The following is a 16943-nucleotide window of genomic DNA, read 5'->3' as shown; positions in this document are numbered from 1 at the left end:
CGCCGGGGTCACCCCCAGCGGCTCGGCCCCCGGTCGTCGCGAGCGGGAGCGCCGCCGGGCGGCGGGTCCTCGGGCGGCATCCGACCCTCCTCCTGGAGGGTCTGGACCACCGCGTCGTCGGTGATCTCCCCGCCGGGGTCGTGCAGGCGCTCGGTCACCTGCTCGCGCTCCTCGGGGGAGAGACGGGCGATGCCTTCCTCGAGGTTCTCGTAGTTGCGGCTGGCCATGGCCCAGAAGGTCGGGTGCTCGAAGACGCGACGCACGCTCTGCTCGCCGCCGAGCACGCTCACGCACAGCCGACGCAGGTCGGGGTCCTCGGTGCGTCGCGCGATCACGGCGAGCGTGGCCCGCAGCTGGCGGGCCTGGCGCTGGTCGCCGCGGGTCATCGCATCGATGCCGGAGTAGTCGGGCTCCGTGGGGCCTCCGGTGGCGCTCATCCGGGGACGCCGTTGGTGAAGGGGATCGCCGGGAACCGGTCGGTGGTGTCGGTGTCCTTGAAGGCCTGGTCGACGTAGAGCACCAGCCCCACGAAGCTCTCCACCACCGTGGCGATGTTGCCGGTGTACTTGAGGAACAGCGCGATGGCCTCGCGGGTCACGAAGACCTGGTAGGCGCCGATCGCGGCGATGATGACGTTGATCCCGGGCACGCTGGCGAGGCATCCCGCGGCGGCCAGCTCGGCCACACAGATGAGGACCTGGTCGATGGCGGTGGCCAGCGCCCCGCCGACGACCTCGGCGATCTGGGCGCAGCACTGCACAAGCTCGGCGTACTTGGCGCCGAGCTCGTCGAGCTCGGTGGCGTGGTCGGTGATCGCGCCCGACAGCTCCATGAAGTAGGCCTGGGCCGCGTCGGCGGCGTGACCGCTCCAGGTCGAGCGCACGGTGACCAGGCCCTGCTCGAGGGCGGCGGCGAGGGCACGGTCGAAGTCGGCCAGCGCCTCGGCCGCGTGGCCGGCCTGGGCCAGCTCGTCGTAGTCGCCGAGGACGGACTGGGTGAGCTCCTTGACGGGGTCGAGCCCCAGCACGCTGGCGATCTTCATGGCCATGCCGGCGATGGAGAACCAGCCGGCCTTGTCCATGATCCAGTGCACCATGTCGGGGATGGGCGCGTCCTTCGACGGCGTGGCCGACAAGGCCGAGGTGGTGTCGCCGGCGTCGGGCCGCCTGCCCGTCGACTCCGGCATCGGCGGGGCGGCCGTGCCGGGGAGGACCCCGTCCATCCGCGCCGACTGCGCGTCGTCGGTCTGGCGGTAGATGCCGGCCGCCTGTCGCAGCGAGATGCCGCACCCGCCGAACACGAAGCTGAGCTGCTGGTAGGAGGCGTCGAGGCGCTCGACCACGCCGCGGTTGGCGAGGTAGATGTCGGCGAAGAGGTCGCCCTCGTCGTGCGGCACCCCGGAGTAGGAGGCGACGTAGGACTGCGCCTCCTGGCAGGCGCCGCTCATGGTGGCACCACCCCCGTAGTTGGTGAGGAAGTCGGCGAACGCGTCGATGTCGGCGGGGACGACCTGGAAGGACATGGCTGCTCCTGGGCTGGGTGACCGGACGGGCGGACGGCCACCCGTAGGGTCTCCTCGTGGCGACCACCTCAAACGATCTCGTCGGCCGACCCCACTCCACGCAGCGGATGGTGGCCGTGCTGCCGGGTGTGCCGATGCTGCTCATCGGTCTCTTCCTGGTGGCCGTGCGCCTCAACCCCGTCGGGCTGGTGCTCGTCGTGCTCGGCTTCGCCATGGTGTCGAACCTGTGGCGCAAGGTGACCGTGCACGAGGACCACCTCGTGGCGCAGGGCCGCTTCTCGCGCCGCCGCCTCGACCTGCGCGAGATCACCCAGGTCGGTCTCTCGACCTTCGCCGCCGCCTGGGTGCAGCCGCGCCACGGCAAGGCGATCCAGCTGTGGATGATCTCCGAGGGCGACGACATCGTGAACCCGGGCCGGATGGGCTTCATCCGCCAGCTGCGCGAGCGTGCGGCCCGCGCGGGCGCCACCCTCGAGCCCGAGCTGCAGGAGCCGACCGACCCGGCCGAGGCCGACCGCTGGTTCGGCCGCTGAGCCGGGGGCGGCCCGGCCCGGACGCGACGAGGCCGCCCACCGGGAGTCCCGGGGGCGGCCTCGTCGTACGACGTCCGGCCGGTCGGCCGGGGTCGGGTCAGCTCTTGGCGACGGCCTTCTTGAGCTGGGCGCCGGCCTTGAACGCGGGAGCGGTGCTGGCCGCGATCTCCATGGTCTCGCCGGTCTGCGGGTTGCGGCCCTGGCGAGCCGAGCGCTCACGGGTCTCGAAGGTGCCGAAGCCGGGGAGGGTGACCTTGTCACCGGCGGCGAGGGCCGAGGTGATGGAGTCGATGACGGCGTTGACGGCCTTGTCGGCCTGGGCGCCGGTGATGTCGGCGGCGGACGCGACGGCGTCGCGGAGCTCGGTCTTGTTCATGGTGGAACCACCTCTCGGGTGCGGAGCACCCCGGTCGAGTATCGGATGACGCGACGACGACGGGGCTCGTCCACAGGGCTGTGGGGCCTGCGACCGGTGCCGTCGTCGTACGGCGCAGCCTCGATCCCACCGCGCCGAGGGGGCTCCTGCCAAGTCGACGCACCGGTCGCGGGCCCGCCGTCGGGCCCGAATAGCCCGATCCGGCGCGGATTTGACCCTCCGCGGGCTCCGCGGCGACCACAACGCAGGTCCGCGCGCTGCGGCGCCGTGGACAGCGCGTTGTGACGCCCACCACCACGCCGTAGGTTCGGGGGACCGCGGCCCGGCAGGGGCCGCCCGGGCGAGGAGGTGCCGTGGCCGAGCGCGAGAGCTTCGACTACGTGGTCGTGGGAGCCGGCAGCGGCGGGGCGGTGGTGGCCGCCAGGCTGACCGAGGACCCGTCGGTCTCCGTGCTGCTGCTCGAGGCGGGGGGAGCGGCCGACGCCGACGAGATCACCATCCCCGCGGCCTTCGCCAACCTCTTCAAGACCCGGTGGGACTGGAACTACACCACCACCGAGCAGAAGCAGCTCGAGAGCAGGCGTGCCTACTGGCCGCGCATGAAGGCGCTCGGCGGCTGCTCGTCGATGAACGCCATGATCTACATCCGCGGCAACCACGCCGACTTCGACACCTGGCGCGACGCCCACGGCGCCACCGGCTGGGGCCACGCCGACGTGCTGCCCTACTTCGTGCGCTCCGAGGGCAACACCCGCCTCGGCGGACCCCACCACGGCCAGGACGGCCCGTTGCACGTCGAGGACCGCCGCTACACCCACCCGCTGACCCACGCCTTCGTCGACGCCGCGGTCGCGTCGGGCTTCAAGCCCACCGACGACTTCAACGGCGCCGAGCAGGAGGGGGCGGGGCTCTACCAGGTCACCCAGCGCAAGGGACGGCGCTGGTCGGTGGCCAAGGCCTACCTCGAGCCCGCCGCCGACCGGCCCAACCTGACTGTGCGCACCGGGGCCTTCGTGGAGAAGGTGCTGGTCGAGGGCGGCCGGGCGGTCGGGGTCAGCTACCAGCAGGGCCCGACCGTGCGCACGGCGTACGTCGAGGCCGAGGTGGTGCTCGCCGGCGGCGCGGTGAACTCCCCGCAGCTGCTGATGCTCTCGGGCATCGGGCCGGGGGCCCACCTGCGCGAGGTCGGCGTCGACGTGCTCGTCGACCTGCCGGGCGTGGGCCAGAACCTCCACGACCACCCGGCCGTCCCGCTGGTCTTCCGCACCCGCGACACCACCGACCTGATGGACCACAACACGCTGGTGCAGTTCGCCCGGGCCAAGGCCACCGGCACCGGGCCGCTGGTCTCCAACGTCGGCGAGGGCGGCGGCTTCTGGCGCACCCGCGACGACCTGGCCGCCCCCGACCTGCAGGTGCACGTGGCGCCGACCGGCTTCTACGACAACGGCCTGCACGAGCCCACCACCCGCAACGTCACCCTCGCCCCGACCCTGGTGCACGTGGCCAGTCGCGGCTCGGTGCGGCTGCGCTCGACCGACCCGCGCTGGCACCCCGACATCGACCCGGGCTACTACGACGACCAGGCCGACCTCGACGCCATGACCGCGGGGGTGCGCCGGATGCTGGAGGTCGCCGCGACCGGGCCGCTGGCGGCCCACGTCGTCGGCCCCGGTCTGCCCACGATGCAGGGCTGGGGCGCCGACCCCACCGACGCGCAGATCGTCGAGCACGTGCGCGCCCAGACCCAGACCCTCTACCACCCCGTCGGCACCTGCGCGATGGGCTCCGACGAGCGCGCCGTGGTCGACCCCGAGCTGCGCGTGCGCGGCGTCGCGGGTCTGCGCGTGGCCGACGCCAGTGTCATGCCGATGGTCACCCGCGGCAACACCAACGCCCCCTCGATCATGATCGGCGAGCGCGCCGCGGACCTCCTGCGAGGCCGCACCGCCGCCGGGAAGGACCACCGATGAGCCTCGACACCGGCCTCGACGCCCACGCCGACCCCCACGCCGAGGGCCTCGGCCTGCCGGAGGGCCAGGGCGGGCCCGCCCACGGAGCGACCTTCGACTCCCTCGACCCCGCCACCGGCGACGTCGTGGGCACCCACCCGGTCGACGACGCCGCCGCGGTCGACGCCGCGGTGGCCCGCGCCCGGCAGAGCGCCGGCTGGTGGGCCGCGCTCGGCTTCGACGGGCGCAAGGAGGTGCTGGCCCAGTGGCGCGGGGTGCTGACGCGCCGGATCGGCCAGCTCGCCGCCGTCGTGCACGCCGAGACCGGCAAGCCCCACGCCGACGCCGCCCTCGAGATCGGCCTGGCCATCGACCACCTGGCCTGGGTCGGCGCGCACGCCGAGAAGGTCCTGGGCCGCAAGCGGGTCTCGCCCGGCCTGCTGCTGTCGAACCAGACGGCGTCGGTGGAGTACCTCCCGCTCGGCGTGGTCGGCGTCATCGGACCGTGGAACTACCCCGTCTTCACGCCCATGGGCTCGATCGCCTACGCCCTGGCCGCCGGCAACGCCGTGGTGTTCAAGCCCAGCGAGCTCACCCCCGGCGTCGGGCGCTGGCTGGCCGACAGCCTGCGTGAGGTCGTGGGCGACCGCGCGCTGCTCCAGGTCGTGACCGGCTTCGGCGAGACCGGCGCCGCGCTGTGCCGCGCCGACATCGACAAGCTCGCCTTCACCGGGTCGACGGCCACCGGCAAGCGGGTGATGGCCACCTGCGCCGAGCGGCTCACGCCGGTGGTGATCGAGGCCGGCGGCAAGGACGCCCTGCTGGTCGACGCCGACGCCGACGTCACGGCCGCCGCCGACGCCGCGGCCTGGGGTGCCTTCTCCAACGCCGGACAGACCTGCATCGGCGTCGAGCGGGTCTACGTGCACGAGCAGGTCTACGACCGCTTCCTCGCCGAGCTCAGCGACCGCGCCCGCGCCGTGCACGCCGGCAACGACCCCGCCGCCAAGCTGGGCCCGATGACGATGGCCAGTCAGGTCGACGTCGTGCGCAGCCACGTCAGCGACGCCCTGCGGCGCGGCGGGCGCGCGGTCGTGGGCGGGGAGGACACGGTGGGGGAGCGCTTCGTGCAGCCCACCGTGCTCGTCGACGTGCCCGAGGACTCCCTCGCCGTCACCGAGGAGACCTTCGGGCCCACCGTGACCGTGCGCAAGGTGCGCGACATGGACGAGGCGGTCGCGCTGACCAACGCCGGCAAGTACGGCCTGGGCTCCACGGTCTTCTCCGCCAAGCGCGGGCCCGAGATCGCCCGCCGGCTGCGCACCGGCATGACCGCGGTCAACTCCGTCATCTCCTTCGCCGCCGTGCCGGGGCTGCCCTTCGGCGGGGTCGGCGACTCCGGCTTCGGGCGCATCCACGGCCCCGACGGTCTCAAGGAGTTCACCTACGCCAAGGCCGTCACCCGCCAGCGCTTCAAGCCGGTGCTCAACCTGACGACCTTCGACCGCACCCCCGAGCAGGACACCACCTTCGCCACCCTGCTCGCCGCGCTGCACGGGCGCGCCAGCCAGCTGCCGAAGAGGCCGCGCAAGCCGCTGCGCACCCGCAAGGACTGAGCCCGCTCCGGTCCGGTCCGACCGGTGTCCGGCCGAGGTCTGGCCGGGCCCGGTCGGGGTCCCGCCGCTGCGTCGGCGGGACCCCCGGCCACGGCGCGGCGGCTTGGAGCGGCCTGCTCCACTGGTGGGCATGCCCGAGGGCCACTCCATCCACCGTCTGGCCCGGCGCCACGACCGCCTGCTCGTCGGCCACCGCGTCGCGGCCAGCAGCCCGCAGGGCCGCTTCGCCGAGGGCGCGGCCCTGCTCGACGGGCGGGTGCTCGCCCAGACCCACGCCCGCGGCAAGCACCTCTTCCACCGCTACGTCGACCCCGCGGCCTGGCCGCAGGACCGCGATGCGCCCGCCGGGCCCGACGACCGGTGGCTGCACGTGCACCTCGGCCTCTACGGGAAGTGGGCCGACGGCCGCGGTGAGCCCGAGCCGCCACGGGGCGCGCTGCGGCTGCGCCTGGTCAGCGACGCCCACTGGTTCGACCTGCGGGGCCCGACGGCCTGCGAGCTGCTGACCCCGGGGGGGCGCCAGGCGATCCTCGACCGTCTCGGCCCCGACCCGCTCGACCCCGCCTGCGACCCCGCGCCCGCCACCCGCCGGATCGGGCGCAGCCGCGCTCCCATCGGCACCCTGCTGATGGACCAGTCGGTCGTGGCCGGCATCGGCAACGTCTACCGCGCCGAGGTGCTGCTGCGCAGCCGCGTGAGCCCCTTCCTGCCCGGGCGTGACCTCGACGCCACGACGTGGAGCCACCTGTGGGAGGACCTCAAGGTGCTCATGGAGGCCGGGGTCAGGGCCGGGCGCATCGTCACCACCGAGCCCGACCACCGCGAGCGGCCCGCGGGGCGCCCGCGTCGCGTCGACGCGACGTACGTCTACGGCCGCACGGGGCTGCCGTGCCGGATCTGCGACACCCCCGTCGAGGCGGCCGAGCTCGGCGCACGGCGGGTGTTCTGGTGCCCCACCTGCCAGCCCGACCCGTGAGCGGCCGCTGAGGCGCGGGGGATCCACGTGAAACATCGCGGCCGACCGGTTGGGCCGCCTTGCCACCATGGCGACATGACCTCCCGTCTCCCCAGCCGTCTGCCGAGCCGCCCCGCGAGCCGTCTCACCGCCCTCGCGACCACGGGCCTGCTGGCGGCCGTGCTGGTCGGCTGCGGTGACGAGGACACGGCCGCCACCGGCGAGCCCAACCCCGCCACCCGCACGGCCGAGCCGTCGGCGACCGCGTCGGAGGAGCCGGCCGGGGAGGGCGAGGGCGCCCCGCGCACCGGCGAGGACCTCGACGTCGCCGAGGTCGCCACGGGCCTCACCAGCCCCTGGGGCATGGTGCTGCTCGAGGACGGCGGAGCGCTGGTCAGCGAGCGCGACACCACCGACATCAAGCTGCTGCCCGCGGGCGACCCCGGCCGCCCGCGCGTCGTGGCCACCGTCGAGGCCGCCGAGCCGACCGGCGAGGCCGGACTGCTGGGTCTGGCCGCCACGCCCGACGAGCGCACCGTGCTGGCCTACTACACCACCGCCGAGGACAACCGGATCGCCGCGATGAGCTGGGACGGTCGCCGCCTCGGCGAGCCGCGGGTGATCGTCGACGGCATCCCCGCCGGCGCGACCTACCACCACGGCGGACGGATGCTGGTCGGCCCCGACGGCTACCTCTACGTCAGCACCGGCGAGACCGGCGACGTCGAGCTGGCCCAGGACCCGGAGTCGCTGGGCGGCAAGATCCTGCGCTATACCGTCGAGGGCGAGCCCGCCCCCGGCAACCCCTTCGGCGACGCGGTCTACAGCCTCGGGCACCGCAACGTGCAGGGCCTGGCCTTCGACGACGAGGGCCGGCTGTGGGCCTCGGAGTTCGGCGACGCCAGCTGGGACGAGCTCAACCTCATCGAGGCCGGCGCCAACTACGGCTGGCCGCGGGTCGAGGGCACCGGCGGGGAGCCGGAGTACGTCGACCCTGTCGCCGTCTGGCGCACCGCCGACGCCTCCCCCTCGGGCCTGGCCTTCTGGGACGGCTCGCTGTGGATGGCCGCCCTGCGCGGCCAGCAGCTGTGGGAGGTGCCGCTCGACGGTGCCGGGTCGGGCGCCGGGGCCGACGAGGTCGGACAGCCGGTCTCGCACCTGGCCGGGGAGTACGGCCGGCTGCGCACCGTCACCACGCTGCCCGACGGCAGCGGGCTGTGGCTGGCGACCTCCAACACCGACGGTCGCGGCGACGTACGCGACGGCGACGACCGCGTGCTCGAGCTGACCCGCTGACCGACCGGCGCCGACGGCCGGCGCCGACCGGGCGGCCGTCGACCGGTCGGCGCGGCGCGCTGCGGGGTCCGGTCACGAGCGGGCGCGCCACTCCTCGGCCAGCAGGGCGTAGGTGAGGCCGTCGAGCCAGCCGCGCGAGCGGTGCAGCGAATCGCCGACGGTGTGGGCCTCGCGGCGCATCCCGACGCGTTCCATCAGCCGCCACGACGGCGTGTTGTCGGCGAAGCAGTCGGCCACCACCCGGCGCAGCCCGAGAGCGTCGAAGCAGACGCCGAGCAGCGCCCCGACCGCCTCGGTGGCCAGGCCCTGCCCGCCGTACGCCGGGTCGAGGACCCAACCGAGCCGCGCCTGCGTGCCGGCCGCGCGGTCGGCGACCTCGGTCTGGGCCCAGGCGTCCTCGACGGCGAGCATGAGGTCGCCCACCACCACGCCGGGCCGCTCGCGCCGCTCGACGACCAGCGACGTCGCCAGCCGCTGCGGGCGGGTGAACATCGCGGCGTACTCCCCCGGCCCGAGCGCGGCCGAGGAGAGCCACTCGTGCACCTCGGGGCGACGACGGATCGCGTAGGTGGCCGTCACGTCGGCCCGCTCGGCGCGGCGCAGCAACAGCCGCTCGGTCCTCACCGGCCACGGCACCCGGGTCAGCGGGTCCGACGGGTCGGCCACGGCGTGCTCGCTCACGCCTCGATGGTGCCTGGTCGGGCGGGGGCGGTCACGCGGGTTTCGCCAGCCGGCCGGCGAAACCCGCACTGGTCGGCCCACGCGCGGGCCGACAGGTGCGGGTCCGGGCCGACAGGTGGCGGGTCTGGGCCGACAGGTGCGGGTTTCACCGGCTGACCGGTGAAACCCGCAGCCACCCGCACCCCCCACGACCCGCCCACCCACCCACCTCTCCCGCCCCGCGGCCAGGGCCGATAGGGCAGGGTGAGGGGGTGTACTTCATCGGCGTCGACCTCGCGTGGGGAGACCGGAGCCCGACGGGCCTGGCGGTGGTGGACGGGACGTCGCGGCTGCTGCACCTATCAGCGGTGCGCTCCGACGACGAGATCGCGGAGGCGCTGGCGCCGTACGTGACCGGCGACTGCCTGGTGGCCATCGACGCGCCGCTCGTGGTGACCAACCCGACCGGGTCGCGGCCCGCGGAGAAGGCGCTGAGCAAGGACTTCCGCCGCTTCGAGGCCGGCGCCCACCCGGCCAACACCGGCAAGCCCGAGTTCGCGCACGGCACGCGCGGCGGAAGGGTGGCGGAGCGCCTCGACCTCGACATCGACCCCCGCTCGGCGCGCAGCCGTCGGGCGATCGAGGTCTACCCCCACCCCGCGACGGTGGTGCTCTTCGACCTGCCGCGCACGCTGAAGTACAAGAACAAGCGCGGCCGCGACCTCGACGGGCTGCGCGAGGCGCTGCTGACGCTGATGTCGCACGTCGAGACCGTCGTCGACGTCGACGAGACCTGGCGCGGACTGCGCGCCCAGGTCGAGCAGGCCACGCGCAAGAGCGAGCTGCGGGTGGTCGAGGACCAGGTCGACGCGGTGGTCTGCGCCTACGTCGCGCTCTTCGCCTCCCGCTCGCCCGACCGGGTCACGACCTACGGCGACCTCGAGACCGGCTACATCGTCACCCCCACGCTGCCGGGCGCCGAGCCCGAGCTGGCCCGCGAGGACGTCGTGCGCGCTGCCGTGCGGGCCTACGACGCCCAGCACGACGAGCTCCGCCTCGCCGCCGAGGAGGCCGCCGCCCTGGTCACCCGGATCCTCGACGAGGCCGGCATCAACTACCTCACCGTCACCTCGCGGGCCAAGAGCGTCGCGTCCTTCGCCGAGAAGGCCGGCCGCACCAGCGCCGGCGTGCCGCTCTACTCCGACCCGCTGACCCAGATCACCGACCAGGTCGGCGTGCGGGTCATCGCCTACGTCGTGAGCGACGTCGACGCGGTGGCCGACCTGCTCGGCGACCAGGTCGTCGTCAAGGACGACCGCGACATGGGCCAGGACGCCATCAGCGCCGGCGGGTTCGGCTACGCCAGCCGCCACCTCCTCATCACCCCCGACCCGGCCCGCGAGGGCGACCCGGCGCTGGCCCACCTGGAGGGCCGCACCGCCCAGGTGCAGGTGCGCACGGTGCTGCAGCACGCGTGGGCGGAGTTCGAGCACGACATCCGCTACAAGGGCGTCGTGCCCGAGGAGCACGCCGCCGACTTCGACCGCCGCTTCACCCTCGCCGCGGGCCTGCTGGAGCTGGCCGACCGGGAGTTCGCGGAGATCCGCGACCGGCTGCGCGCCGGGCCGCGCGGGTCGGTGGAGCCCTCCGAGCACTCCGAGGACGAGATCGACGGCGACCTCGACCCGCGTCTCGACGCGCGCGAGCTGGCGGCCTTCCTGGCCGGGCAGTACGCCGACGCCGGGTGGTCGCGCACCGACCACTACGCCTGGATCTCCGGGCTGCTGCTCGAGCTCGGCATCACCTCCCTCGACGAGCTGGCCACCGCCCTGCGCCCGGTCGCCGACCTCGACCTCAACGCCCGCATGGACTACCGCTACCCGCCCGGCGCGGTGCGACGTCTCGACGACGCCCTGCTCGCCTCCTTCGGCCAGACCTACGTCGACCTGCACGGCAACGCCCACCGCGTCGCGCTGCTGGCATCCCGGCTGGAGCGGCTGCGCGGCTGACCCGCGCCCGACCTGCGGTCGCGGTCGCCCCGCCCCGTCCCGGTCGCTCCGCCCGCCCGGGCGGGCGAGGACCGCGGTGGCGGGGTCGACGTAGGTTCGGGTCATGACTCCCGCAGAGCTGCTCACCGACGCCTTCGAGCGCATCCTGGAGGCGGGCACCGCCGCGGTCGACGGGCTCGACGCCGACCAGCTCGCCCACCGCCCGGGCGTCGACGCCAACCCGATCGGCTGGCTGGTCTGGCACGCCGCGCGGGTGCAGGACGACCACGTCGCCGGCGTCGCCGACCTCGAGCAGGTCTGGACCGCGCAGGGCTTCGCCCGCCGCTTCGACCTGCCCTACGACGATGGCTCCATCGGCTACGGCCAGTCCAGCGAGGAGGTCGGGGCGCTGCGGGCCGAGGCCGACCTGCTGGTGGAGTACCTGCGCGCGGTGCACGCGCAGACCACGGCCTACGTCGCGACGCTCGGCGCCGAGGACCTCGACCGTGTCGTCGACGAGCACTGGGACCCGCCGGTGACCCTGGCCGTGCGCCTGGTCAGCGTGGTCAACGACGACCTCCAGCACGTCGGCCAGGCCGCCTACGTGCGCGGGCTGCTCGGCGCCTGACCCGGGCCCCACCGCCCGGCCGCTCTGCCGCCCGGGCGGTGGTCAGCCGAGATAGCGGACGTCGACCGGGCTCTCGGCCACGGGCACGGCCTCCATGGCGTCGTCGAGGCCGTCGGCGTCGCCGGTGCGGTGCACCCGGAAGGCCCGAGCGTCGGGGCGTGAGGAGACCGCCTCGACCAGCTCGCCGTCGCGGAAGAGCAGCGCGCAGCCGTCGTCGGCGGCGTAGCCGGAGGGCAGGACGCCGCGCCCGACGAGGTCGACGTAGGTCGGCTGCCGCTCGGCCTCGCCGTCGTAGTGCGGGCAGGCGCTGCCGCGCAGCAGCCCGAGCCCGTCGGGCAGGGCGTTTAGCGGGCCCCAGGAGTCGGTGACCGAGCCCTCGAACCAGCAGTTCATGCCGGCGCTGATCCCGGCCAGCACGACCCCGGCCTCCCCGGCCTCGCGCAGCACCTCGTCGAGGCCGTGCAGGCGCCACAGGGCCAGCAGGTTGAGGGTGGAGCCGCCGCCGACGTAGACGACGTCGGCGGCCAGGACCTGCTCGCGCAGGTCGCGCCCGTCGCGGCGGAAGAGGCTCAGCACGTCGGTCTCGGCGCGCTCGGCGAAGGCGGCCTCGAAGTCGGCGATCCGGCCCTGGTCGTCGCCGGCGGCCGTCGGCACGTAGAGCACCCGTGGCCGGTCGCCGGCACCGCGCCGGCGGGTGGCCAGCGAGAGCAGGAAGTCGTCGAGCAGCGGGTTGTCGGGCTCCATCAGGAAGCCGCCCCCGCCGAGGGTCAGGATGGTGGTGCTCACGCTCTCTCCTCCTCGTCCTGCTCCCGCTCGACCCGCTTCTTGATGCCGCGCAGCCCGGGGAGCTTGCCCAGCATCTCGTTGAGCTCGCGGGAGACGTCGAGCAGGTCGTGCAGGTCGGGCGCGACGCTGCTCAGCGACTCCAGCATCGGCACGACGTCGGACTCCATCTTCTGCGCCAGCAGGGGCAGCTGGTCGACGAGCGCGACCATCGCGTCGACCTCGTGGGGGTGGGTGGTCTCGGCGAGCCGGTCGAGCACCGGCAGCAGCCGGGTCAGCGGCGGCACGACCTGCTCGAGCAGGGGCTCGACGCGCTCGACCATCGGCTCGGCGCGGCCCACGAGCGCCTCGGCACGGCCCACGAGCGGGGCGCCCTCGTCGAGGAGGCCGCCGGCCCGCTCGACCAGCGGCGCCCCGGCGTCCAGCAGCCCGTCGGCGCGGCCGAGCAGCGGCGCGGCCTGCCCGACGAGGCGGTCGGCGCGGCCCAGCAGCGGCTCGACGTCGTCGAGGAGGCCCGCGACCCGGTCGGCGAGCGGCTCGAACGACGTGAGCGCCCGGTCGGCCCGCGCCCGGGTGCGGTCGACCTCCGCGACCACCTCGTCGGCGGCCAGGCGGGTGGCGTCGACGCGCTCCAGCAGCAGCCGGGCCTCGCCCACCAGCCCCTGGGCCGAGGCCAGCAGTGCCTCGGCGCCCGTGAGCAGGCCGACCACGCGGGGACCTGCGGCCACGGCCTGGTCCACCAGCCACCTGACGTCGGAGGGACCGGGCAGCGGGGGGAGTCTCATCACCTCAACCTAGGCCGCGCCGGCCCGCCCGGCTCCACCCCGGGGGCCGAGGCCCGGGCCGGGTGGCGCGCCCGGTCGGTCAGGTCAGGGGCGCAGCGGTGCGGGTGAGGCGGTAGCGGACGAAGGACGGCACGGCGAGCGCCGCGACCACCGTGCCGACGACCACGAGCACCCCGCCGCCGGCCGCGGCGGCCCCGGCGCCGACCGAGGCGGCGGCCGCGCCATGGGCGACGTCGGCGATGCGGGGGCCGCCGGCGACCACGACGATGAAGACCCCCTGCAGGCGCCCGCGCACGGCGTCGTCGGCGGCGGTCATCAGCATCGAGCTGCGGAAGGCCGCCGAGGCCATGTCGGCGGCGCCGCCCACCATGAGCATCAGCAGCGCCACCACGAGCATCGGGGTGCGCCACCCGTCGACGCCGGCCAGCAGCACCGCCGTGCCGAAGCCGACGACGGCCGCTCCCCAGACCAGGATGCACACGATGACGGCCAGGCCCTGCCGCTCGATGCGCGAGACCCACCCGCTCAGCACGCCGCCGAGCACCGCGCCGGCGGGGATGGCGGCGAAGAGCAGCGCGAAGACGATGCCGCCCTCCTCGGGACCCCCGAAGTCGACCGCGGCGATCTCGGGGAAGAGCGCGCGGGGCATGCCGAAGACCATCGCGATCAGGTCGACCACGAAGGACATCAGCAGCACGGGCTGCTGGCGCAGGTAGGCCAGGCCCTCGACCACCGAGCGCAGTCCGGGGGTGGTCGTGGCCGCGTCGACCACCGCCAGGCTCGGCAGGCCGAGCACCGCGCCGAGCGTGGCCAGCAGGGTGATCGTGTCGATGAGGTAGAGCCACTCGAAGCCCAGCACGGGGATGAGCACCCCCGCCACCAGCGGCCCGGCGATGGCGCCGGCCTGCATGACGGTCATGTTGAGCGAGTTGGCCGCCGGCAGCAGCTCGGGGGGCAGCAGCTTGGGCAGCACGGCGCTGCGGGTGGGCTGGTTGACGGCGAAGAAGGCCTGCTGCACCGCGAAGAGGCACAGCAGCAGCCACACGTTCGTCGAGCCCGCGGCGGCCTGCAGCCAGAACAGCGCGCTGGTGACGATGAGCCCGACGGTGGTGACCAGCAGGATGGTGCGGCGGTCGAAGACGTCGGCCAGGGCGCCGCCGTAGAGCCCGAAGACGACCAGGGGCACCAGCCCGAAGAGGCCGGTGAGGCCGACGTAGGCCGAGGAGCCGGTGTCGGCGTAGATCTGCGCGGGCACGGCGACGACGGTGAGCTGGGCGCCGACGACGGTGACGATGTTGGCCAGCCACAGCCGCTTGAAGTGACGGTTCTGCAGCGGTCGCGTGTCTGCGACGAGGTCCCGGATGCCCACGGGTCGCCAACCTACGTCGGGTCCGCGCTGTTCCCACCCGCGCCCGGGGTGGCCCTCCCCGACGGGCCGGCTGTGGACGGGCCGGCCGTGGACGGGCCGGCTGTGGATGGGCGGGGCAGGGCCGGCGCGCCGCCGGTAGCGTGCCGTCATGACCGCCACCGGCGTCCCCGACGTACACGCCCCCGACGTCCACGCCCCCGACGTCCACGAGCTCACCGACCGCCTGGCCCGCGAGGGCGTCGTGGGCGTCACCATCGGCTGGGTCGACAACAACGGCATCGTCCGCTCCCGCACCGTGCCCACCGTCGAGCTGCCGGCCGCCGCGCGCCGCGGGGTCGGGGTGACGGCCGTCTTCGCGGTCTTCGACTCCCACGACGTCATCACCTTCGCCCACGAGGGACTCGCCACGCCCTCGGGCGACGTGCGGCTCGTGCCCGTGGTCGACCGCGCCGACAGCGTCGTGCCCCTCGCCGGGCAGCCCGGCCTGGCCTGGGTCCACGGCCGCCAGCTCGACGCCGACGGCGACCCGTGGCCCTACTGCCAGCGCAGCGTGCTGGAGCGACAGGTCGACGCCGCCGCCGAGGCCGGCTTCGCGGTGCGCGCCGGCTTCGAGGTGGAGATGGTCATCGTGCGCGAGGGCGAGGACTTCACCCCCGCCCACCACGGCCCGGCCTACGGGCCCAACGCGCTGCGCGAGGTCGACGAGTTCACCCGTCGCCTGCTGCGCGACCTCGCCGCCGACGGCATCGCGATCGGTCAGCTCCACGCGGAGTACGGCGAGTCGCAGGTCGAGCTCGCCCTCTCCGCGCTCGACCCGCTGGCCATGGCCGACACGCAGGTGCTGGTGCGCCAGACCGTGCAGTCGGCCGCGCGGGCCGAGGGCCTGCGGGTCAGCTTCGCGCCGGTGACGACCGCCGCGGGCGCCGGCAACGGCTGGCACCTGCACACCTCACTGGTGCGCGAGGGCCGCAACGCGTTGACCGGCGACGGCCCCCACGGGCTCTCCGACGTGGGCCGCGGCTACCTCGCCGGCCTGCTGCGCGAGCTGCCCGGGATCGTCGCCGTCACCGCCCCCAGCGCGGGATCGCTGCTGCGCCGCCGGCCCGGCTACTGGGCCGGCGCCTACGGCTTCTGGGGCGTCGAGAACCGCGAGGCCGCGCTGCGGCTGATGCCCGCCTCGCGCCTGCTGGGCCCCGAGCACACCAACGTGGAGCTCAAGGCCAGCGACGCCTCGGCCAACCCCTACCTCTCCCTCGCGGTGGTCATCGGCGCCGGCCTCGCCGGGGTGCGCGACGGGGCCGAGCTGCCCGACCCGGTGCAGGAGGACGTCGGCGCCTGGGACGACGCGCGCCGCGACGCCGCCGGGATCGTCGCCCTCGCCACCACCCACGAGGAGCAGCGCGCCCACCTGCTGGGCAGCGCGCTCGTGCGCGACGTGCTCGGCGCCGACCTCCTCGGCGCCTTCGTCGCCTGCCGCGACTCCGACGCCGCCTGGGCCGCCGAGCACACCGTCGAGGAGGTCGTCGCCTCCCACCGGTGGCTGTACTGATGCCCGGTCGACCGGTGCCCGACCGACCGGCGGCCGCACCCCTCGCGGTGCCGGGGCTGCTGCCCGGCGCCGAGCGCGTGCTCGCGGCCCAGGGCCCGGCGCTGCCCCAGCCCGACCAGCTCTGCGGACCCTTCGCCGCCGCCCTGGCCCTGCACGCGGTGCTGGCGTCGCCCGCGTCCACCGGGGCCGCCCCGCCAGCCAGCACCCGGGCCGCGGCGCCGACGGCGGCGACGCAGGGCCCGCCGCCGTCCCCGGCAGACCCCGCGGTGCCCTCGGCGACAGCGATCGCGGTGGCCGCCGGCACCGCGATCTGGCCCCACGACGTCGCCGACTGGCGACCGGAGGGTGCCCCGCTGCTGCGCACCGGGTGGGACGAGCTGCCCCGGGCCGCCGTGCTCGAGCACAGCGGCACCGACGCGACCGGTCTGCTGCGCGGCGTCGAGGCCGCGGCGGGCGACCGGGTGGTCGTCGTGCCCGTGCCCGGGTCGGCGCTCGACTCCGGCGCGCTCGGAGCGCTGCTGGAGCGGCTCCGGGCGGCCGGGCGGCCCGTGGGGGTGGTCGCCAACGTGCGCACCGGCCCGATCAGCCCGCCCGGCGCCACCTGGGACGTCGGGCACTTCGTGGTGCTGCTCGCCCACGACCCCGAGGGCGGGTCTGGCCCCGGGTCCGAGTCCAGGGGCCGGGTGCTGGTGGGCGACACCTACGCCGAGCTCGGCGCGCCCGGGCTGCCGCCGGGCTGCCGCTGGGTGGCGGTCGAGGCGCTGGCCGAGGCGCTCGCCGCCCCGCCCGGGCGCGGCCTGCTGCTGCTGGCGGGGCACGAGGACGAGGCGGCCGTGGCCGGCCTCGTCGACGCCGCCGGGCTGCCCCGCGGCGTGTGGGCCACCTGAGCGGGCCCGGCGCCGCGGCGGCGTACGGCGGCTAGCCTGCGCGC

At 75.2% G+C, this 16943-nt stretch carries 16 protein-coding genes; 9 read left to right on the top strand and 7 right to left on the bottom strand.

Annotated elements, in window-relative coordinates:
* Nucleotides 1–8: 8 nt before the first annotated feature.
* Both M3673_RS14285 and M3673_RS14280 read right to left on the bottom strand, forming a co-directional pair.
* Nucleotides 9–437, bottom strand: coding sequence for a hypothetical protein (locus M3673_RS14285; protein WP_251534455.1), 429 nt, complete (start codon nt 435–437; stop codon nt 9–11).
* Nucleotides 434–1522, bottom strand: coding sequence for a WXG100 family type VII secretion target (locus M3673_RS14280; protein WP_056865073.1), 1089 nt, complete (start codon nt 1520–1522; stop codon nt 434–436). Before M3673_RS14280 ends, M3673_RS14285 begins: the two co-directional genes overlap by 4 nt.
* A gap of 56 nt (nt 1523–1578) precedes the next feature.
* On the opposite strand from M3673_RS14280, the gene M3673_RS14275 reads away from it, so the two are divergent.
* The gene (locus M3673_RS14275; RefSeq protein ID WP_228942773.1) at nt 1579–2055 is read left to right on the top strand and encodes a hypothetical protein; all 477 of its coding nucleotides are present in this window, start codon (nt 1579–1581) and stop codon (nt 2053–2055) included.
* Nucleotides 2056–2152: 97 nt separating this feature from the next.
* Here the strand turns inward: M3673_RS14275 and M3673_RS14270 are convergent, their stop codons facing one another.
* Nucleotides 2153–2431: an HU family DNA-binding protein gene (locus tag M3673_RS14270; protein WP_193661743.1), complete on the bottom strand. Its 279-nt coding sequence runs from the start codon at nt 2429–2431 to the stop codon at nt 2153–2155.
* 353 nt (nt 2432–2784) lie between these two features.
* On the opposite strand from M3673_RS14270, the gene M3673_RS19705 reads away from it, so the two are divergent.
* From M3673_RS19705 to M3673_RS14250, 4 genes are all read left to right on the top strand, one after another.
* Entirely contained in the window at nt 2785–4404 is a 1620-nt protein-coding gene (locus M3673_RS19705; RefSeq protein WP_251534454.1) for a GMC family oxidoreductase, read from the top strand.
* Nucleotides 4401–5999: an aldehyde dehydrogenase family protein gene (locus M3673_RS14260; RefSeq protein WP_251534453.1), complete on the top strand. Its 1599-nt coding sequence runs from the start codon at nt 4401–4403 to the stop codon at nt 5997–5999. Before M3673_RS19705 ends, M3673_RS14260 begins: the two co-directional genes overlap by 4 nt.
* A gap of 130 nt (nt 6000–6129) precedes the next feature.
* Nucleotides 6130–6975 carry an Fpg/Nei family DNA glycosylase gene (locus M3673_RS14255; RefSeq protein WP_251534452.1) on the top strand — a complete coding sequence of 282 codons (846 nt, stop codon included), beginning with the start codon at nt 6130–6132 and terminating at the stop codon, nt 6973–6975.
* 75 nt (nt 6976–7050) lie between these two features.
* On the top strand, nt 7051–8250 hold the full coding sequence (locus tag M3673_RS14250; protein ID WP_251534451.1) for a sorbosone dehydrogenase family protein: 1200 nt from the start codon (nt 7051–7053) through the stop codon (nt 8248–8250).
* 72 nt (nt 8251–8322) lie between these two features.
* Here M3673_RS14250 and M3673_RS14245 read toward each other — a convergent pair whose 3' ends face one another.
* Nucleotides 8323–8931: a GNAT family N-acetyltransferase gene (locus tag M3673_RS14245; protein ID WP_251534450.1), complete on the bottom strand. Its 609-nt coding sequence runs from the start codon at nt 8929–8931 to the stop codon at nt 8323–8325.
* Nucleotides 8932–9182: 251 nt separating this feature from the next.
* Between M3673_RS14245 and M3673_RS14240 the strand changes: the two genes are divergently transcribed.
* Both M3673_RS14240 and M3673_RS14235 read left to right on the top strand, forming a co-directional pair.
* On the top strand, nt 9183–10919 hold the full coding sequence (locus M3673_RS14240; RefSeq protein WP_193661749.1) for a DUF429 domain-containing protein: 1737 nt from the start codon (nt 9183–9185) through the stop codon (nt 10917–10919).
* Nucleotides 10920–11022: 103 nt separating this feature from the next.
* Nucleotides 11023–11526 (top strand): DUF664 domain-containing protein, encoded by a 504-nt coding sequence (locus M3673_RS14235; protein WP_251534449.1) that lies wholly within the window; start codon nt 11023–11025, stop codon nt 11524–11526.
* 42 nt (nt 11527–11568) lie between these two features.
* Here M3673_RS14235 and M3673_RS14230 read toward each other — a convergent pair whose 3' ends face one another.
* The 3 genes from M3673_RS14230 to M3673_RS14220 all read right to left on the bottom strand — a co-directional run bounded on the left by M3673_RS14230 (nt 11569) and on the right by M3673_RS14220 (nt 14463).
* Complete coding sequence (locus M3673_RS14230; RefSeq protein ID WP_251534448.1) at nt 11569–12312, bottom strand: peptidase E; 744 nt, start codon at nt 12310–12312, stop codon at nt 11569–11571.
* A complete protein-coding gene (locus M3673_RS14225; RefSeq protein ID WP_251534447.1) occupies nt 12309–13094 on the bottom strand; it encodes a hypothetical protein in 786 nt (261 codons plus the stop codon). The genes M3673_RS14230 and M3673_RS14225 overlap by 4 nt, the downstream gene beginning before the upstream one ends.
* A gap of 79 nt (nt 13095–13173) precedes the next feature.
* Nucleotides 13174–14463 (bottom strand): MFS transporter, encoded by a 1290-nt coding sequence (locus M3673_RS14220; protein WP_228942783.1) that lies wholly within the window; start codon nt 14461–14463, stop codon nt 13174–13176.
* A 148-nt stretch (nt 14464–14611) separates the two neighbouring features.
* Between M3673_RS14220 and M3673_RS14215 the strand changes: the two genes are divergently transcribed.
* On the top strand, nt 14612–16012 hold the full coding sequence (locus M3673_RS14215; RefSeq protein WP_251534446.1) for a glutamine synthetase family protein: 1401 nt from the start codon (nt 14612–14614) through the stop codon (nt 16010–16012).
* On the top strand, nt 16012–16899 hold the full coding sequence (locus M3673_RS14210) for a hypothetical protein (protein WP_251534445.1): 888 nt from the start codon (nt 16012–16014) through the stop codon (nt 16897–16899). Before M3673_RS14215 ends, M3673_RS14210 begins: the two co-directional genes overlap by 1 nt.
* Nucleotides 16900–16943 lie beyond the last annotated feature (44 nt).

This window comes from Nocardioides sp. P86, from assembly GCF_023712465.1.
GTDB classification, from domain to species: domain Bacteria; phylum Actinomycetota; class Actinomycetes; order Propionibacteriales; family Nocardioidaceae; genus Nocardioides; species Nocardioides kribbensis.
Note: the sequence above shows the minus strand (reverse complement) of the source record. Positions and strands in the feature narration are given on the sequence as shown.

Bases quoted from the DNA above. Each gene is read 5' to 3' on its own strand.
- M3673_RS14285 (WP_251534455.1), bottom strand. From the start codon at position 437: ATGAGCGCCACCGGAGGCCCCACGGAGCCCGACTACTCCGGCATCGAT.
- M3673_RS14280 (WP_056865073.1), bottom strand. From the start codon at position 1,522: ATGTCCTTCCAGGTCGTCCCCGCCGACATCGACGCGTTCGCCGACTTC.
- M3673_RS14270 (WP_193661743.1), bottom strand. From the start codon at position 2,431: ATGAACAAGACCGAGCTCCGCGACGCCGTCGCGTCCGCCGCCGACATC.
- M3673_RS14260 (WP_251534453.1), top strand. From the start codon at position 4,401: ATGAGCCTCGACACCGGCCTCGACGCCCACGCCGACCCCCACGCCGAG.
- M3673_RS14255 (WP_251534452.1), top strand. From the start codon at position 6,130: ATGCCCGAGGGCCACTCCATCCACCGTCTGGCCCGGCGCCACGACCGC.
- M3673_RS14250 (WP_251534451.1), top strand. From the start codon at position 7,051: ATGACCTCCCGTCTCCCCAGCCGTCTGCCGAGCCGCCCCGCGAGCCGT.
- M3673_RS14235 (WP_251534449.1), top strand. From the start codon at position 11,023: ATGACTCCCGCAGAGCTGCTCACCGACGCCTTCGAGCGCATCCTGGAG.
- M3673_RS14225 (WP_251534447.1), bottom strand. From the start codon at position 13,094: ATGAGACTCCCCCCGCTGCCCGGTCCCTCCGACGTCAGGTGGCTGGTG.
- M3673_RS14215 (WP_251534446.1), top strand. From the start codon at position 14,612: ATGACCGCCACCGGCGTCCCCGACGTACACGCCCCCGACGTCCACGCC.
- M3673_RS14210 (WP_251534445.1), top strand. From the start codon at position 16,012: ATGCCCGGTCGACCGGTGCCCGACCGACCGGCGGCCGCACCCCTCGCG.